General features: G+C 71.0%; 18 protein-coding genes and 1 tRNA gene. 10 read left to right on the top strand and 9 right to left on the bottom strand.

Annotation, left to right across the window (positions count from 1 at the left end):
• Positions 1 to 21 precede the first annotated feature (21 nt).
• Positions 22 to 95 (bottom strand) — tRNA-Met (locus ABZ281_RS12720).
• Positions 96 to 161: 66 nt separating this feature from the next.
• On the bottom strand, positions 162 to 1,292 hold the full coding sequence (locus ABZ281_RS12725; RefSeq protein WP_356654823.1) for a dihydrofolate reductase family protein: 1,131 nt from the start codon (positions 1,290 to 1,292) through the stop codon (positions 162 to 164).
• 76 nt (positions 1,293 to 1,368) lie between these two features.
• On the opposite strand from ABZ281_RS12725, the gene ABZ281_RS12730 reads away from it, so the two are divergent.
• The 3 genes from ABZ281_RS12730 to ABZ281_RS12740 all read left to right on the top strand — a co-directional run bounded on the left by ABZ281_RS12730 (position 1,369) and on the right by ABZ281_RS12740 (position 3,285).
• Complete coding sequence (locus ABZ281_RS12730; RefSeq protein ID WP_356654825.1) at positions 1,369 to 1,884, top strand: MarR family transcriptional regulator; 516 nt, start codon at positions 1,369 to 1,371, stop codon at positions 1,882 to 1,884.
• A 143-nt stretch (positions 1,885 to 2,027) separates the two neighbouring features.
• Positions 2,028 to 2,669, top strand: coding sequence for a GTP cyclohydrolase II (ribA, locus tag ABZ281_RS12735; protein WP_356654827.1), 642 nt, complete (start codon positions 2,028 to 2,030; stop codon positions 2,667 to 2,669).
• A gap of 118 nt (positions 2,670 to 2,787) precedes the next feature.
• Positions 2,788 to 3,285, top strand: coding sequence for a MarR family winged helix-turn-helix transcriptional regulator (locus tag ABZ281_RS12740; RefSeq protein ID WP_356654829.1), 498 nt, complete (start codon positions 2,788 to 2,790; stop codon positions 3,283 to 3,285).
• 260 nt (positions 3,286 to 3,545) lie between these two features.
• Here the strand turns inward: ABZ281_RS12740 and ABZ281_RS12745 are convergent, their stop codons facing one another.
• The 5 genes from ABZ281_RS12745 to ABZ281_RS12765 all read right to left on the bottom strand — a co-directional run bounded on the left by ABZ281_RS12745 (position 3,546) and on the right by ABZ281_RS12765 (position 7,698).
• Positions 3,546 to 4,616 carry an ATP-binding SpoIIE family protein phosphatase gene (locus ABZ281_RS12745; RefSeq protein WP_356654831.1) on the bottom strand — a complete coding sequence of 357 codons (1,071 nt, stop codon included), beginning with the start codon at positions 4,614 to 4,616 and terminating at the stop codon, positions 3,546 to 3,548.
• On the bottom strand, positions 4,616 to 5,059 hold the full coding sequence (locus ABZ281_RS12750) for an anti-sigma regulatory factor (protein WP_356654833.1): 444 nt from the start codon (positions 5,057 to 5,059) through the stop codon (positions 4,616 to 4,618). The genes ABZ281_RS12745 and ABZ281_RS12750 overlap by 1 nt, the downstream gene beginning before the upstream one ends.
• Positions 5,059 to 5,472, bottom strand: coding sequence for an STAS domain-containing protein (locus ABZ281_RS12755; RefSeq protein WP_356654835.1), 414 nt, complete (start codon positions 5,470 to 5,472; stop codon positions 5,059 to 5,061). The genes ABZ281_RS12750 and ABZ281_RS12755 overlap by 1 nt, the downstream gene beginning before the upstream one ends.
• Positions 5,469 to 6,386, bottom strand: a complete 918-nt coding sequence (locus ABZ281_RS12760) for an STAS domain-containing protein (protein WP_356654837.1) — start codon at positions 6,384 to 6,386, stop codon at positions 5,469 to 5,471. Before ABZ281_RS12760 ends, ABZ281_RS12755 begins: the two co-directional genes overlap by 4 nt.
• A gap of 139 nt (positions 6,387 to 6,525) precedes the next feature.
• Positions 6,526 to 7,698, bottom strand: coding sequence for a PP2C family protein-serine/threonine phosphatase (locus ABZ281_RS12765; RefSeq protein WP_356654839.1), 1,173 nt, complete (start codon positions 7,696 to 7,698; stop codon positions 6,526 to 6,528).
• Between the two features lie 135 nt (positions 7,699 to 7,833).
• Between ABZ281_RS12765 and ABZ281_RS12770 the strand changes: the two genes are divergently transcribed.
• From ABZ281_RS12770 to ABZ281_RS12785, 4 genes are all read left to right on the top strand, one after another.
• Positions 7,834 to 8,328, top strand: a complete 495-nt coding sequence (locus ABZ281_RS12770) for a MarR family transcriptional regulator (protein WP_356654841.1) — start codon at positions 7,834 to 7,836, stop codon at positions 8,326 to 8,328.
• A gap of 343 nt (positions 8,329 to 8,671) precedes the next feature.
• On the top strand, positions 8,672 to 9,520 hold the full coding sequence (locus ABZ281_RS12775) for an RNA polymerase sigma factor SigF (protein ID WP_356654857.1): 849 nt from the start codon (positions 8,672 to 8,674) through the stop codon (positions 9,518 to 9,520).
• A gap of 615 nt (positions 9,521 to 10,135) precedes the next feature.
• A complete protein-coding gene (locus ABZ281_RS12780; RefSeq protein WP_356654843.1) occupies positions 10,136 to 10,432 on the top strand; it encodes a hypothetical protein in 297 nt (98 codons plus the stop codon).
• Positions 10,433 to 10,519: 87 nt separating this feature from the next.
• The gene (locus ABZ281_RS12785) at positions 10,520 to 11,191 is read left to right on the top strand and encodes a hypothetical protein (RefSeq protein WP_356654845.1); all 672 of its coding nucleotides are present in this window, start codon (positions 10,520 to 10,522) and stop codon (positions 11,189 to 11,191) included.
• A gap of 630 nt (positions 11,192 to 11,821) precedes the next feature.
• On the opposite strand, the gene ABZ281_RS12790 is transcribed toward ABZ281_RS12785, so the two are convergent.
• On the bottom strand, positions 11,822 to 13,159 hold the full coding sequence (locus tag ABZ281_RS12790) for a hypothetical protein (RefSeq protein WP_356654847.1): 1,338 nt from the start codon (positions 13,157 to 13,159) through the stop codon (positions 11,822 to 11,824).
• A gap of 225 nt (positions 13,160 to 13,384) precedes the next feature.
• Between ABZ281_RS12790 and ABZ281_RS12795 the strand changes: the two genes are divergently transcribed.
• The 3 genes from ABZ281_RS12795 to ABZ281_RS12805 all read left to right on the top strand — a co-directional run bounded on the left by ABZ281_RS12795 (position 13,385) and on the right by ABZ281_RS12805 (position 14,524).
• The gene (locus ABZ281_RS12795) at positions 13,385 to 13,756 is read left to right on the top strand and encodes a hypothetical protein (RefSeq protein WP_356654849.1); all 372 of its coding nucleotides are present in this window, start codon (positions 13,385 to 13,387) and stop codon (positions 13,754 to 13,756) included.
• Positions 13,757 to 13,846: 90 nt separating this feature from the next.
• Entirely contained in the window at positions 13,847 to 14,365 is a 519-nt protein-coding gene (locus ABZ281_RS12800; protein ID WP_356654851.1) for a hypothetical protein, read from the top strand.
• A gap of 24 nt (positions 14,366 to 14,389) precedes the next feature.
• The gene (locus tag ABZ281_RS12805) at positions 14,390 to 14,524 is read left to right on the top strand and encodes a hypothetical protein (protein WP_356654853.1); all 135 of its coding nucleotides are present in this window, start codon (positions 14,390 to 14,392) and stop codon (positions 14,522 to 14,524) included.
• Between the two features lie 58 nt (positions 14,525 to 14,582).
• Here ABZ281_RS12805 and ABZ281_RS12810 read toward each other — a convergent pair whose 3' ends face one another.
• Positions 14,583 to 14,810 (bottom strand): helix-turn-helix transcriptional regulator, encoded by a 228-nt coding sequence (locus tag ABZ281_RS12810; RefSeq protein ID WP_356654855.1) that lies wholly within the window; start codon positions 14,808 to 14,810, stop codon positions 14,583 to 14,585.
• Positions 14,811 to 15,022: the final 212 nt, after the last annotated feature.

The following is a 15,022-nucleotide window of genomic DNA, read 5'->3' on the forward strand; positions in this document are numbered from 1 at the left end:
ATTCCGGCCCTCGGCCTTCAGTAGCGGGGACAGGATTTGAACCTGCGACCTCTGGGTTATGAGCCCAGCGAGCTACCGAGCTGCTCCACCCCGCGTCGTTGTGACTCCAGTGTACGCCATCCGCGGGACCACTCGTGCACACCCACCGATCGGGCCGGTTCTCAGCCCGGCAGGTGACGGTTCGGGGCCTTCGCCCGCTCCTCGTGTTCCGGGAGGACGACGACCTCCACCCCCCGGGCCGCGAGGAGGCCGCTGCCGTCGGCGTCCGTCACGAAGGTGTCCGGCTCGCGCCAGGCCGTGACGACCCGCCGTACCCCCGCGTCGAGGATCAGCCGGGCGCAGGGGGCCGGGCGTGAGGCGCGGCGGGCGCACGGCTCCAGGCTGCTGTACACGGTCGCGCCGGGCAGGCGCGGGTCGGCCGGGTCGATCTTGGCGAGGGCCGCCTCCTCGGCATGCACGACCGGGTCGCCGGTCTCTCGGGAGTGACCGCGGGCCAGTTCCGTGCCGTCGGCGGCGACCACGACCGCGCCCACGCTGAACGCCGTGTCCGACGGCGGGCAGCGCTCGGCCAGTTCGCAGGCGAGGGCGAGCCAGTGGTGGTCGGCGGCGGCGGGGAGCCGGCCGGTGCCCGGGGCGGTCGGCTCGTAGCGCATCAGGACCACGTCCTCGATCTGCCGTGTTTCCAGCAGCCGGAGCCGGCCGCCCTGGTAGCCGCCGGGGCCGAAGAGGCGGGGGGCCCGGGGGTCGCCGACGAAGAGCGGGGCGAGGACCAGCTGGAGTTCGTCGGCGAGTCCCTGGGTGAGGAGCTGGGTGTGGATCAGTCCTCCACCCTCGACCATGAGCCGCCGTACGCCCCGGACGTCGTACAGGTGCGTGAGCAGCCGGCGCCAGTCGAGGTCGGTGCCGAGCGGGACGACGTCGGTGGCCAGACCCAGGGCGCGGGCGTGTTCGGCGCCCTGGTCGGTGGTGTAGAGGACCTTCTCCCCGCCGGTGTGCCAGAAGCGGGCGTCCGGGTCGAGGGTGCCGGAGCCGCTGACGGTGACCTTGAGGGGGTACTCGGGCCGGCCGGCTGCCATGCGGGCGACCCGGCGCCGCTCCGAGTTCACCAGCAGCCGCGGGTTGTCGGCACGGATGGTGCCGGCGCCGATCAGGATCGCGTCGACGTCGGCCCGGACCTCGTCGACCCGGTCGAAGTCGGCCGGGCTGGACAGGAGCAGACGGTCGGGTCCGGTGTCGTCCAGGTAGCCGTCGAGGGAGACGGCGGCGGACAGCAGGACGTACGGGTGAGGCATCGATGCTCCGCTGCTGGTCGGGACGGCGGGACGGGAGGGGCTTGGTTCAAGTTTGAAACAAACCTACACTGGTGGCATGACGACTCGCTGGCTCACCCCCGATGAGCAGCGCGCCTGGCGCGCCTACATCGCCGCCTCACTGCTCCTGGAGGACGCGATCGACCGGCAGCTCCAGCAGGACGCCGGCATGCCGCACCTGTACTACTCCATCCTGTCCGTCCTGTCGGAGTCCCCGGAAAGGCGGCTGCGCATGACCGATCTCGCCGAGCGGCTGAAGATCACGCGCAGCCGGCTGACGTACGCCGTCACGCGGCTGGAGAAGGACGGCATGCTGCGGCGCGAGGCCTGCCGCTACGACAAGCGGGGCAGTATCGCCGCGCTGACCGACGAGGGGTTCGCCGTGCTGGAGAGGGCTGCTCCCGGGCATGTCGAGACGGTGCGGGGGTTCGTGTTCGACCGGCTCAGCGAGGAGCAGGTGGGGCAGCTGGAGGAGATCTCCACGGTGATCGCACAGGCGCTTCAGGAGGACGGGACCCGGCCGGCGGCGGACGACGTGCCGTGGCGGCGGAGGTCGTCGCCGGCCTGTTCGTGACGTACTGGTGACGCGCATCACACCGCCCCCTCCCTCGTTGCTTCAAATTTAAAGCACGAGTAGGGTTCCGATCGTGGATCTGCTTCAAATCTGAAGCAGTACGGCTGTGCAGCCGAACAGGAAACGGAACCCGGAGGCCCCGCATGCCCGACACCCCCGCCGTCATCGCCACCCCGCGCTCCCGCGTCCGGGTCCCGCTGCGCTTCCACGACGGCTACGAGGCCGACGCCGAGCTGGTCACCTTCCACGGGCTGGCCGACGGCCAGGAGCACGTGGCCGTGGTCCTCGGCGAGCCCGGCCCGATCCCGCTGGTGCGGCTGCACTCCGAGTGCCTGACCGGAGATGTGTTCGGCTCGGCCCGCTGCGACTGCGGCCCGCAGCTGCGCGAAGCGGTCGAGAGCATCGCCGAGCGCGGCGGCGTGCTTCTCTACCTCCGCCAGGAGGGCCGGGGCATCGGCCTCTACAACAAGCTCGACGCGTACGCCCTCCAGGACCAGGGGCTCGACACCTACGAGGCGAACGCGGCGCTCGGGCTGCCCGAGGACGCCCGCGACTACACGGCCGCGGCCCAGATGCTCCGGGCCCTGGGCATCGGCGAACTGGACCTGCTCTCCAACAACCCCGACAAGGCGGAGCAGTTGCGGACCCTGGGCGCCGACGTGCGCGACCGGATCCCCACGGGCGTCTTCACCACCGCCCACAACGTCCGCTACCTGCGCGCGAAGGTCCTCCAGACCCAGCACACGCTGCCGCTCGCCGCGCTGACGGAACTCAGCGCCGGCTGAGCCGTTACCGGTCCGGCCGGGTTCCGAACCGGGCTGCTTGCAGCTCGGTTCATCGGGTACAGCCTTTGAAAGAGGGCGACCTCATCAGTACCCGGAGCTTTATGGAAGTGACCGTTTCGTGACCGATCTCGGCGGCCCCGGCGACCACCGGGCGAGGGGACCGGGCGATGGCCCGGAGGCCGTCGCATCGCAGATCGCCGATGCCGTGGAGAGCCTGACGGCGCTGTGGTCGATCGCCGCGCAGGAGGCGTCCCTGCGCCTGTCCCTGCACCAGTTGCGGGCGCTGCACACCGTGCAGGCGGCGCCCGGACTGAACCTGACGGCCCTGGCGGAGGGACTGGACATCGGCCTCCCCACGGCCAGCCGCCTCTGCGACCGCCTGGCGGCGGCCGGCCTGCTGGAACGGACCCCGCACCCCGACACCCGCCGGGAGGTGCAACTGTGGCTCACGACGCACGGACAGCACATCCTGGGCGACGTCGCCGACCGCCGCGCCCAGGCCCTGGCCGCGGCCCTGGCAGCGATGGAACCGGCCGAACGGGCGGCGCTGAGCAGGGGATTGCGGGGTTTCCTGGCGGCCCAGGACACGGCGCCGGGCACCGGTGGGGCGGAGTGAGTTCCGGCGCGAGGGGCTGCGGTGTCGAGAAGGCGAGCCCCCGCGACGCAGCCCGGCCGCGGGGACGGTGACCGCTCGCCGGTCAGGCCGACCGCACCATGGTGAGTCTCGGCGGCGCTTCCGCGGTCCCGCCTGCCGTGATTCTGTGCGGACGGTCGGCCGCACGCCCTGCGCGACCCGCCGTGCGCCCGCCGCTCGCGGGCCGTGGAACCCGGCCGATGCAGCCGCACCGCGCGACGCCGCCGGTCATCCCCGCCCCCTCAAGTCCCCGAGCCGTGGCGGCTCACGCCGCCGGCGGTCAGGACCGCCACACAGGTGTCGTCCCGTACCGGCCGGGCCGCGCTGCCCGCGTCCCGGAGCACCACCGCGGCCGCCACCGCCGGATCGCAGCCCGGCAGCACGCCGTCGTCGGGCGGTGTCCAGCAGCTGGGCAGGCCGTCGCTGTGCAGGACCAGCAGGCTGTCCGCGTGCCAGGGAACGCGCTGCACGGGCACGGAAGCCGGGGCCTGCGCGCCCACGATGCCCGGATGGGACAGCAGCGCCTTCCACGTGCCGTCGGTCCGCAGCCGGGCGCCGACGTTGCCGATCCCGGCGAAGCTCAACTTCCCTGCGGTCATGTCCAGTTGGGCCACGGCGACGGCCGCGCCCCGAGTGGGCCGCAGCGCCCGGCCCAGACTCCGCAGGATCTCGACGGGCGGTCGCTCGGCCAGGCCGCGCAGCTCCTTCACCGCCGCGGCGGAGGCCTCGGCGGCTTTCACCCCGTGCCCCAGCCCGTCGGCGAGCAGCAGGGTCAGCCGGTCCCCGCCACACACCCGGCCCCAGGCGTCCCCGGAGTGCTCGGCCTGGCCGAGCGGGACGTTGACACCCCCGGCGCGCGGACCGGGCGGGGGCGGCCCCTGGTTGCGGACGGCGGGCTCGTGGCCGATCCGGGCCGTCACGACGGTGCCCCGGCCGGGCGCGCTGTGCAGATCGAAGTCGTTCGCTATGCGTCGGCACGTGCCCAGCCCGGCGCCGAGCGAGGCGGCGACGGTCGTGGTGTAGCCGTCGCGCATCGCCGCCGCGACGTCCGGGATGCCCGGGCCGTGGTCGAGCGAGACGAGCTGCACCGCCGTCCGGCAGCCGTCGTCGTGCCTCCGCTCGACGAGGTTGATCAGCACGCGCCCGCCGTCCGCGTGCCGCAGCAGGTTGGTGGCCAGCTCCGTCGCCACCAGCGCGGCGGTCGCGGTGCGGCCCGGGGGCAGGCCCGCGCAGGCGCAGGCCTCCTCGGCGGCCACCCGCACGTCCCGCACCCGGGTCGAGTCGTCCACCGGCACGTCCCAGACCCTGCTCATCACGGCACCGTCCGGGAAGGCGGTACGACGGTGGCCCAGGCGGTGACGGTGACGGTGGTCCCCTCACCGGGCCGGCTGTCCACCTCGAACTCCTGCACAAGCCGCTTGGCGCCGCTCAGGCCCAGCCCGAGCCCGCCGCCGCTGGTGTAGCCGTCGGTCAGCGCCTGGTCCAGGTCTCGGATGCCGGGCCCGGTGTCGACGAAGTCCAGCCGCAGCCCGTGCGACGGACCGGTGCCCAGAGAGGTGATCCGCACATGGCCGCCCCCGCCGTGGACGAGGGTGTTGCGGGCCAGCTCGCTCGCCGCGGTGACGAGCTTGGTCTGCTGCACCAGCCCGAACCCGAGCTCGGCGGCTGCCTGCCGGACCTGCTGCCGCACCCACGCCAGATCGGCGTCCGAGCCGATCGGCAGGCTGGCCGGACCGGCATGGCGGGAAGCCTGCATCACGGACTCCTCTCGCCCCGGCGCGTGGTCACGCCCAGCATCTCCATCGCACGTTCGACGTCCAGGGCCGTCCGCAGGCCGGGCAGGGTGAGCCCCAGCTCGACCAGGGTGATCGCAACCACCGGGCGCATCCCGGCCAGGACCGTACGGGCCGCCAGCAGCTTGGCCCCGGCCGCGATCTCGGCGAGGACCCTGCCCAGGAAGGAGTCGACGATCTCCACGCCGGAGATGTCGATCACGACCCCGCTCACCCTGCTGTGCGAGATCCGGGCCGTGATGTCCTGCTGCAGCTGCTCCGCCATCCCGTCGTGCAACTCGCCCTGGAGTGTGACCAGCAGGACATCGCCCAGCTGGAGGACCGGCACGGTGAAGCCGTGCCCGCCCACGGGGCCGGGTCCCGCGAGGGCGGTCACCGCGTACCCGCGTCCGCCGCCGCGCCGACCGCCCTCAGCGGTGCGATCTCGACCCCCTGCTCGCTGAGCGCGTACGCGAGCGCGTCCGCCAGGCTCGAACGGGTGAGCACCGTGCCGAGGTCGATGCCCAGGTGGACGATGGTCTGCGCGATCGCGGGCCGGATGCCGGACACGATGCACTCGGCGCCCATCAGCCGCGCCGCCGCCACGGTCTTCATCAGGTGCTGGGCGACCAGCGAATCGACCGTGGGCACCCCGGTGATGTCGAGGATGGCGTACCGGGCGCGCTCGGCCACGATCGCGTCCAGCAGGCTCTCCATGACCACCTGGCTGCGCGCGCTGTCCAGGGTCCCGATCAGCGGCACGGCGACGGTGCTCTCCCACAGCTTGATCACCGGGGTGGCCACCTCGTGCAGCTGCTCGCGCTGCCGGGCGATCAGCTCCTCGCCCGCGCTGACGGTCGTCTCCAGCACGACCAGGCGCAGCGTGCCCATGAGCACGGTCAGCGCCACCACCGCCTCCTGCGCCTCGGGGGCATAGGGCTCCGGGAACTCGGCGCGCAGCAGCTCAATCACCGGCTCGCGCAGCGCGGCCACCTCGGTGGCGACTCCGTCCGGGTCGATGCCCGTACGGGCGCGTGAGGCCGCCATCCGCCCCAACTGGTCGCGCACGGACTCGAATCCGGACGCCCGGACGTCGTCCAGCCGCCCGGAGGCCGCCACCGCCGCCAGGGCGGCGGCCACCGCCCTGCCCGCCTCCACCGCCTCGTCCCGGGAGACGGTGAAGACCATGCGGAACAGCGCGGCGTCCGCCCAGCGTTGGGCGATCTGCTCACGTCGCCGCTCCAGAAAGGCGCTCACCTGGTATGCGGCCGGCTCCTGTTCCTCGTTCTCTTCCGACACCGACACTTGCATCGCTCCCTTGCACGGGCCCGACCGAGGTCACGCGACAGCGCCTCAGCCATTACTTGCCGTATGACAAACATTAGTGCCGGCGTCCGGCACCACCAAACAACTGCCCACGGGCGCCCCCGACCTGCGCCTTCCCCGTCCCTTACCGACCACGCCAGTCCAGACACACCACGAGGGCGTCGTCGTCCGGCGTCGACCGGCCGCGGTGACCCGTCAGTTCGCGCAGGATGGCCCCGGGCACCTCGGCGGCCGGCAGCAGCCGGGTCGACTGGATCGCCCGGGCCAGGGCCGCGTCCCCGTAGGCCTCGCCGCCCGGGGAGGCGACGTCGTAGACCCCGTCGCTGACGAAGACCAGCCGGTCGCCGGGCTCGACTCGGAACTCCTGGATCACGTAGTCGGTCTCCTCGAACATGCCGAGCGGCAGCTGGGCGTCGAAGGGCACCTGCTCCACCCCGCCCCGGCGCAGCCGCAGCATCTGCGGTGACCCGGCGTCCACCGCGCGGACCCGGCCGGTGGCCAGGTCGAACTCGAGCATGAGCACGGAGAGGTAGCAGCGGCCCCGGTAGTGGGCGTACACCGCCTGGTCGGCCAGGGCCGCCTGGTCGTCGATGGACAGCCCGGCCCGGCGCGCGTTGCGCAGGGCGTTGATCGCCAGGTTCGTCAGCAGGGAGGCCTCTATGCCCTCGCCCATGCCGTTGGTGACGTAGAGGCTGAGCCGGTCGGCCGATGCGGACCAGTCGAAGTTGTCGCCGAAGATCGCGTACGCCGGTTCCAGCTGCGCGCCCAGCTCGTACTCGGGGCGGGCGCAGGAGCGGCCCGGCAGCAGCTGCCACTGCATCTCGGCGGCGAGCGTCAGCCGGTCCCGGCGGCGCGCCTGGAGATACAGGTCGGTGTCCCGCTCGGCCACGACGACCTCGTGCCCGAGCACCTCGGCGATCTCGGTCAGCTCGCCCAGCCCGCCCTCGGCGTGCTCGCCGCCGGGCAGGGTCACGGTCAGCACGCCCAGCCGGTCGCCGCGCACGGTGACGGGCAGGTGGGCCCGCACGAGGCCGCCCGCGAGGGCCTCCACATACGGCTCCTGCGCGCCGAAGGCCCGGCCCGCCGGGCTGTTGTGCACGGACACCGGCCCGTGGGTGTGCGGCAGCACGGACACCGGCTGAAGCACCGTCAGTCCGTAGTCTGCGAGGAAGAGCTCGACGGAGTCCGCCGCGTACTGATCGGTCAGTACACGACGGACCGCGTCCAGCAGCTGATGGGGGGCCGCCGTGCGCAGGGCGCGCTCGGCGGCCACGAATCTGTTCGTGATCGTGGTCACGGTGGTCTGTTCACCATCCTCGGTGGGACGCCTACGCGTCCTCGAAACGGGTTCTTGTCCACGGCCGGGAAGCGGGTCCCGGGCGGTTCAGCTCACGCCTAGTACGCTGACGGCCATGCCGGTGCCTGCGAGAGTGTGACTGTGACTTCCCTCCGACCCCGCCCTGAGCCAGCAGAGGTCGCCCGTGTGACCTCCACGGCCGCGGAGTTGCTGGAAGTCCTCTGGGGCCGGGCCTCGACCGCGCCGGCCTCCGCGTCCCAGCTGCGGGTGCTGCTCATCCTCGAACACCACGAGGACATCAACCTGCGCACGCTCGCCGACTCCCTGGCCTCCACACCGCCCTCGACCAGCCGGCTGTGCGACCGGCTGCAGGCGGCCGGTTTCGTGGAACGCGAGGTGAGTTCTGCCGACCGGCGCGAGGTCCGCCTGCACCTCAGCGGCCACGGCCGCGCCTTCCTGGCCGACCTGCGGGTGCGCCGGGAGCAGGCGCTGCGCGCGGTGCTCGACCAGATGCCCGCGGCGAAGCGGGTCGCGCTGCTGCAGGGGCTGGAGGCGTTCTGCGACGCGGCGGCGGCCCAGATACACGACCACTCCGAAGACTCCCGCTCGTCCGGTACCCGGACTGCCTGAATAACGCGCCGCCGCACGGAGTCGTCCCTTCCGGCCTCTTCCCCGCGCACGTTCGGCATGCCTGGGCTGTTGCCCTCCGCCTATAGTTGCCAAACGACAACTGTCCGCTCCACGAGCCCCTCGGCCTTCTCTCCCGCACTCCACCGCCCGCCTTCCCTGCTCGTACCGTCGCAGTACGGGTCCGAGTACCCCGACACCGCCTCGACCTGCGCCGACTGTGGTCAACGTCTCGCCGGGGCACATGCGGGGCATGACCGCAGCGAGGGCGGGTAACGGCGCTGGAGGTGGCCTGTCGGGGTATCGGAGCGGGCCGGAACGAGAGGGAGGGCCCGTGACGGCGACCATGCGCATCGGCACGACGACGGATTCCGCCACCTGCACCGGTGAGGAACTGCCGCAGATCGCCGAGCCCCAGAAGCTCGCCCCGCAGGACGCGCGCGGGCTGACCGGACAGTTCCTCGACCGGCTCGCCGTGCTCGAGGAGGGCACGGCCGAATACCAGTACGCCCGCAACACACTCATCGAGATGAACATGTCGCTGGTGCGTTTCGCGGCCCGCCGGTTCCGCACCAGCGGCCAGTCGATGGAGGACATCGTCCAGGTCGGCGTCATCGGGCTGATCAAGGCCATCGACCGGTTCGAGGTCTCCCGAGAGGTGCAGTTCACCAGCTTCGCGGTGCCGTACATCATCGGTGAGATCAAGCGGTTCTTCCGTGACACGTCCTGGGCCGTGCACGTGCCGCGCCGCCTTCAGGAAGCCCGTACGGAACTCGCCAAGGCCACCGAGGAACTGGCCTCCCGCCTCGGCCGCGCGCCGAAGGTGGCCGAACTGGCGGCCCTGATGAACCTGTCGGAGGAAGAGGTCGTCGAGGCCCAGATCGCCGCCAACGGTTACCTGTCGTCCTCCCTCGACGCGACGGTCACCGGCGACCCGGACGAGAGCGACACGACGCTGTCGGAGTTCATCGGCGAGGAGGACCCGGCCCTCGAACTCGTCGAGGACTTCCACGCCCTGGCCCCCCTGGTCGCCGAACTCGACGAACGCCAGCGCCTCATCCTGCACCTGCGCTTCGTGGAGGAGCTGACCCAGGCGGAGATCGGCGCCCGGCTCGGCATCTCGCAGATGCACGTCTCCCGGCTCATCTCCCGCACGGTCGCCCGCCTGCGGTCGGGGATGCTGACCACCGGCTGACACGCCCACGGCAACGACAAGAGCCCCGGTCCGGAGACGATCCGAACCGGGGCTTCCTTGTAGGCCCTGTGGGACTCGAACCCACAACCAATGGATTAAAAGTCCTGGCCAGAGCATGACGGGTGGTTCCGGACGGTTCTTCGGCGTCCGGAACCACCTGGTCAAGACGGGTCCCGCTTTGCACTCGGTCCACGCCGTGATGGCCTCTGCCGCATCATCCGCTCACGCATCGCTCACGCCCGACCGCCCGCTGCGCACGTGCCCGAGGTCAGCCGACGGAGACGAGCGCGTCGAACGCCGACCGCGAAGCGACGACGGCGGCGCTCAGGGCAGCCGCCTCACCGAGCGCGTCGGTGATCGCACGGATACGGCGACGCAGCCTCCCAGAGTGAGGCTCGGGGCGGACCGCCTCCGACTCGGCCTCGTCAAGGCGCCCGCATCGCGTCCGCGGTGTCCTCGTCCGGTGCGGCACAAGTCCTGCACTCAAGAGCCGCAGGCCACCGACTTGAGGGCCTCAGATCTCCCTGAGGCATCCCCCTGTCCACTCTTCCTGTCCACTCGTCGCTCGCAAGTAGAGGAGGATAGGAGTACCTTCTGGTACCAGAGGAGGTAAGCGTGAGCATCACAGAGGAAGCCCGGAGTAAGACAACCCGGACGACAGCACCCTTGAAGGTCGATGCGGCCATAGACGAGCTGATCGCGGACGGCGCCCATTTTCTAGGGATGACGAAGAAGGACCTGGTCGCGGAGGCCGTTCGAACCTACCTGGAGATCCGCCGTGAGGAGGTTCGGGCCAACATGCTGGAGAAGATGCGCAAGCTTGACGGATCTGTCGAATCGAGCGTCTCGCTGCTCACCGGACTGTCGCCGGAGCGGATCAAGGAACTCGGCGGAGTAGGTAAGGACGACTGATCGGTGCGGCCCGCTCGACCCACCCTGCGCGCACTCCGCGACGACCTAAAACTACCGCTTCCGTCAGCCCGGGAGCCGCTCGATGAGTTGGATCATCCGCTCCTGGCCAAGGCACGGGAACGCTTCACCGACGGCGAGGCCGGACAGGAGCGGATCCGCTCGATCGATGATGAGGTGCTCTTCAAAGTCAAGGTCCAACGCTGGCGCGGAGCGGTCTGGACAGACGAGGACCTGCCCTGGCTCATCGCCGCCGGGCAACGCGAGGACGGGTCGCCGGACGACTTCTACTCAGCCTTGGAGACGACTGCGAGGGCTGCACGGGCCCGCTACAACGCCGAAGAACGTCAGCCCCTGAGTACGAGGACGTACGTCGGGCATCTCCTCCCGGACCAGAACGACCGCGATCGCTACCAGCTCGAAGCCGGTACCCGGCTCGTCCGCCATCTCGCTGCGGCTGTGCGGGAGCTGGCTCGCGGATCACTGCACGACGGGCACGAACACGCCGCCGACTTCCCCACCTTCCGCCTCGGCATCCTCGTACGCGCCGACGACGGCCATGAGACCTATGTCGCCGTGCGCATCACCGGCTCCGTCCCCGACGATCTCATGGCGGTCATCCTGCGCCATGTCCCCGGCTGCGATCCAACCGACTGGTATCCCGAGTACGCCCTCCCCAGCCGCCCCCTCCTTCCCGCCGAGCAAGCCTGGTCGACCCTCATGGATCCGAAGGCCGCGGCCGAGCTCTTGAACGAGGAATGAGCCGGGACTCCCATCGCACGCCGGCCCAGGGCCGATGACGGCCAGAACAAGGAATCCGCCTGTGTCGGATCACGACAACTCGTCCCGGACAGTGACTGTCCCCACGTGCGACCACGGGCCTCTTCGGCGCGTTCGGGACCGTGTGCCTGGTGGCGATCGGCTGGGACGAAGCACCGGCACGAACGGAGCTACCGCGTGAGACCTGAGATGCTGACCGCCCTGAGCGCCCTGGCCGTTGCCCTCGTCACGGCGGCCGGCGGCGTCGTCACCGCCGTCATCGGCCGGCGGCAGCCTCGCCGCCCGCGTGGAGCGGATCGGCGCGACGACTTCACTGTGGTGACGGACAAGCTCAGCGAACACATCGCGCGTCTGGAACGGGAGGGAGGTCGAGCAGGACCGGCAGCAGGCCGAACAGGACCGGGCGCGACTCGGCGCCCAGGACTTCGCCCTGCGGTACATCGCCGGATGGGCGCGCTCCCTGGTCGCCTACATGCGGCAGCAGCGCCTCGAACCGCCCCCGCCCCCGCAGCCCATACCCGACGAGGTCCGCCCCTACCTCCACGACATCGGCTCATGACCGCGGCCCCGCTCTCCTTCGGGAGGGCGGGGCCGCTTTCGTCATGTCTGGGGTCAGGCTGACTTCAGTCGGGCAACTTCCCTCGCCCGCTCAGACAACGCTCGCACCGCCGGCAGTCTCTTGTACGCAGGCAGGCTCTTGCGAAGCGTCTTCAGATGCTCGTCACCCCGCGCCGAGCTGATCGTCACGTATTCCTCGAGGAACTGTCCCCACGTCTCGCAGGCGGCCTCAACATGCCGCATACGGAACTGCCGCTCAGCGATCACCCCGAGGCAGTGCACGCGCCCCTGACGCTCCAGTGGGGACCGCACCCCATTGGACTGCCGCAACGCCCGGATGGACCCCTCACGGTCCTTCAGATGCCAACGGACGTGAGCCTCGTGGAAGAAGTACGCGGCCTGGTCGTAGCCGCCCACAGCATCACGCCGGTTATCCGCCCGTGCTAGCGCCGTCTCAGTCTCGGTGAGCCGGGACAGGGCCGTGTGCCGGTCACCCGTCATCGCCGCCGCCGCGGCCTGCTGGCCGCGCAGGAACGCCACCAGGCGCGGCCCCGCAGACGGCGCAGCCTCGGCCGCCGCATCCGCGAGCTCCAACCCCTTGCTGCCGTGGCCAAGGTGGGTGGCCTGCAAGCTCATCCCGCGCAGGGTGCGGCAGTAGGTGACGTGGTCCTCGGCGGCTCCGGCGAGTTCCAGCGCGCGCAGGTAGTACTTCTGCCCGAGGCCCTGCTGGTTCTCGTACATGGCCATCCACCCCGTGAGGTACACGAAGTCAGCGACGGCCGCCCGCATGTCGCGGGTGACCTGATCCGTTCCGCTTGCCCGTAGGTAGGGCCCGGCGGTGTTGACGAGGAAGGCGGCGGCCATTGGTCGGGCGTGCCCGGCCCCGACCTGGTCCAGGATGTCGGCGACCTTGTCGGTCATCGTGCGGACGGTCTCCACGTCGGATTTGCCGATGTGCACGGTCCGGCCTGCCGTCACCGATTCGAGCCGCCCCGTTACGTCCTCGAACTTGGGTACGCCCAGAGCCGCCGCGTACATGCCGGTCTTCAGCACTCCTCGGCGGGACGGGTCCATGTCGGCTCGGCTCAGGTCGATCACTCCTGCTACTGGGTCGTTGGCCTCGGCGCCCTTGGTGTCGGGCCAGCCGATCTCAGCGCACGTTACGGGGCGACCGAGCAGCCGGGAGAGGGCCTCGGTGACCGCGGGCCGCGCCTCGGGCTTCGGGACCGATCCAGCGAGCCAGTGAGACACGCTCGTCTTGTCGTAGTGGAGTGTGACGCCGAGTTCGCGGCCCGTCGCGTTCACCCTGCGTGCTAGCTGGGCGTTCCCGATTCCTGCCGTCTGCATGAGGGCCGCGAGGACGGTGTTCGGTGTGCGTGGTCGCCGTGGCATGTGAACCCCCGAGTCGTGTTCAACCAGTTCAACCGCTGCTCCACTGTCCTCCCTTACCCGCGACAGCGCACAGAGGTTGGGTGGTTACAAGCCGTTCGCGCCTCGGCCGACGGTTGATGGCCCGGCGTCTTCTACCCCCGAGGAGGGCGCCGGGCGCTCGGAACGACCGACACCCCGGCGACCGCTGGCACGGCCCCGGGGCTGGCCGACTGCCAAGGAGTCGACGTGACGCACCGTACCGCCGCAGCACCCCAGCCGTCAGGATCGCCCAGAGCTTTCCTCGTAGTGCCCACCAACGTGGTAGCCGCCCTGCTGCTGCCGGCCGCCGCAGACGCGACCGAGGACCAACTACGCGGCGCCCGCTGCGTCTGGTGCGAGGACGGGCCGCTCAACGCCGAGACGGCCGTCGACCTCGGCGAGCAGAAGTCACCGGCAGGCAGCTGGTTTCCTCGCGCCTGCCAGCGCTGCGCAGCCGCATGGGCACACCGCGGCCTCTTCGAGCACGCCCCGATGTGCGAGCAGTGCACCGACGACGCGGCCCGCTGCGAGATCGGGCGGGTGTTGTACCGGCTGATCCGCCAGGGGCCCCGCCCGTAACCCGGAGACTCCCCGCCCGGCCGGTGAATCCCGCGAAGAACCCCGGCCCGGGCGGGGCCATCCCCATCCGCTACCAGCGAAGGAGATCACATGAGCGTACCTCCGAACCCCGGCCCCGGCCCGACGCCTCCGGACGCGCTGCCCGGGCTCGCCCGCATGCTCATCACCGACGAGCGGTTCGCCAGCTGTCGCAGCACGGTCATGGACGCCAACCCGGACATGTCCGAGGAGATGGCCGGCCGCATCGTCGACGAGGGCCTCAAGTTCGTCGCGGCCTGCGCGAAGAACCCCGGCGTGGGTCTCGCCCCGTCGCGCATCGTGGACGAGGGCTGGCACGCTCTCATCCTGCACACCGCGATGTACGCCGAGCTGTGCGAGTCCCTCGGCAGCTTCGTGCACCACTTCCCGGGCTACGACCCCACCAACTACGACCCGCCGATCCTGGACCGGACCCGCGAGAAGATCGCGGAGCTGGGATGGGAGGCGGATGCGGAGCTGTGGGGGCCGCCGTCCGACGAGACGCTGGCGTCGGTGGCGGCGAAGTGCCAGCACGCCCCGGAGTGCCCGATCGTCGTGCAGCCGAAGCCGAAGAAGCCCGGCGTGGCGTAGCCTGCCCGCGTGAAGGGAGGCGCCGTGTCCGAGTCCGAATGGATCGATCCGCGCTACGCGGATCTGGTGGCGGCGTGGAAGCGCACGCAGCAGCCTGCATCGCGTGACCCGAAGGAGCAGCGGCCTGTACGGGGGTTCGTGACCCCGCCCAAGCCCTGACCTCAGCTCAACCCGCGGCCCCGGCCGGCGTCTTCCCTGACGTCAGCCGGGGCCGCTCTCACTGGACCAGCTCGGCCAGGGGCACATCGAGGGCTCGGGCGATGACGAGCAGGTGCACGTACTTGATGCCGGCGCCGGCCTCGATCCGCTGAATTGTCGATCGCCCTAACTCGGCCTTCTCGGCGAGTTTCTCCTGGCTCAGGTTGGCGTGCTCGCGGGCCTCGCGGATGCGGTCGCCTTGCTGCTGGCAGGCGAGTCGGATCCATTTGGGCTGAGCATCGGGCACCTGTCCACGCTGGTGCGCCGATGATCTTCTGTCAGCACCAGAAGTGATGCTTTCGATGATCTTGACGCTGAGGAAGTGAGGACCTCCGCTACCGGCCGCACGTCGATTGCGCCGATAGGGGGATATGCCCGCCGAAGGTGCTGGAGTCGTTCATAGAGCGGCTCCGGAGAGGACACCGGAGGCGGGGCAGGGCGGCCGTCCCCCGTGGGGCG

The organism is Streptomyces sp. NPDC006265 (genome assembly GCF_040613555.1).
Lineage (GTDB): Bacteria > Actinomycetota > Actinomycetes > Streptomycetales > Streptomycetaceae > Streptomyces.

Excerpts from the sequence above, each read along its gene's own strand:
- ABZ281_RS12725 (WP_356654823.1), bottom strand. The coding sequence starts at position 1,292 with ATGCCTCACCCGTACGTCCTGCTGTCCGCCGCCGTCTCCCTCGACGGC.
- ABZ281_RS12730 (WP_356654825.1), top strand. The coding sequence starts at position 1,369 with ATGACGACTCGCTGGCTCACCCCCGATGAGCAGCGCGCCTGGCGCGCC.
- ribA (WP_356654827.1), top strand. The coding sequence starts at position 2,028 with ATGCCCGACACCCCCGCCGTCATCGCCACCCCGCGCTCCCGCGTCCGG.
- ABZ281_RS12745 (WP_356654831.1), bottom strand. The coding sequence starts at position 4,616 with ATGAGCAGGGTCTGGGACGTGCCGGTGGACGACTCGACCCGGGTGCGG.
- ABZ281_RS12750 (WP_356654833.1), bottom strand. The coding sequence starts at position 5,059 with ATGCAGGCTTCCCGCCATGCCGGTCCGGCCAGCCTGCCGATCGGCTCG.
- ABZ281_RS12760 (WP_356654837.1), bottom strand. The coding sequence starts at position 6,386 with ATGCAAGTGTCGGTGTCGGAAGAGAACGAGGAACAGGAGCCGGCCGCA.
- ABZ281_RS12775 (WP_356654857.1), top strand. The coding sequence starts at position 8,672 with ATGCGCATCGGCACGACGACGGATTCCGCCACCTGCACCGGTGAGGAA.
- ABZ281_RS12790 (WP_356654847.1), bottom strand. The coding sequence starts at position 13,159 with ATGCCACGGCGACCACGCACACCGAACACCGTCCTCGCGGCCCTCATG.
- ABZ281_RS12800 (WP_356654851.1), top strand. The coding sequence starts at position 13,847 with ATGAGCGTACCTCCGAACCCCGGCCCCGGCCCGACGCCTCCGGACGCG.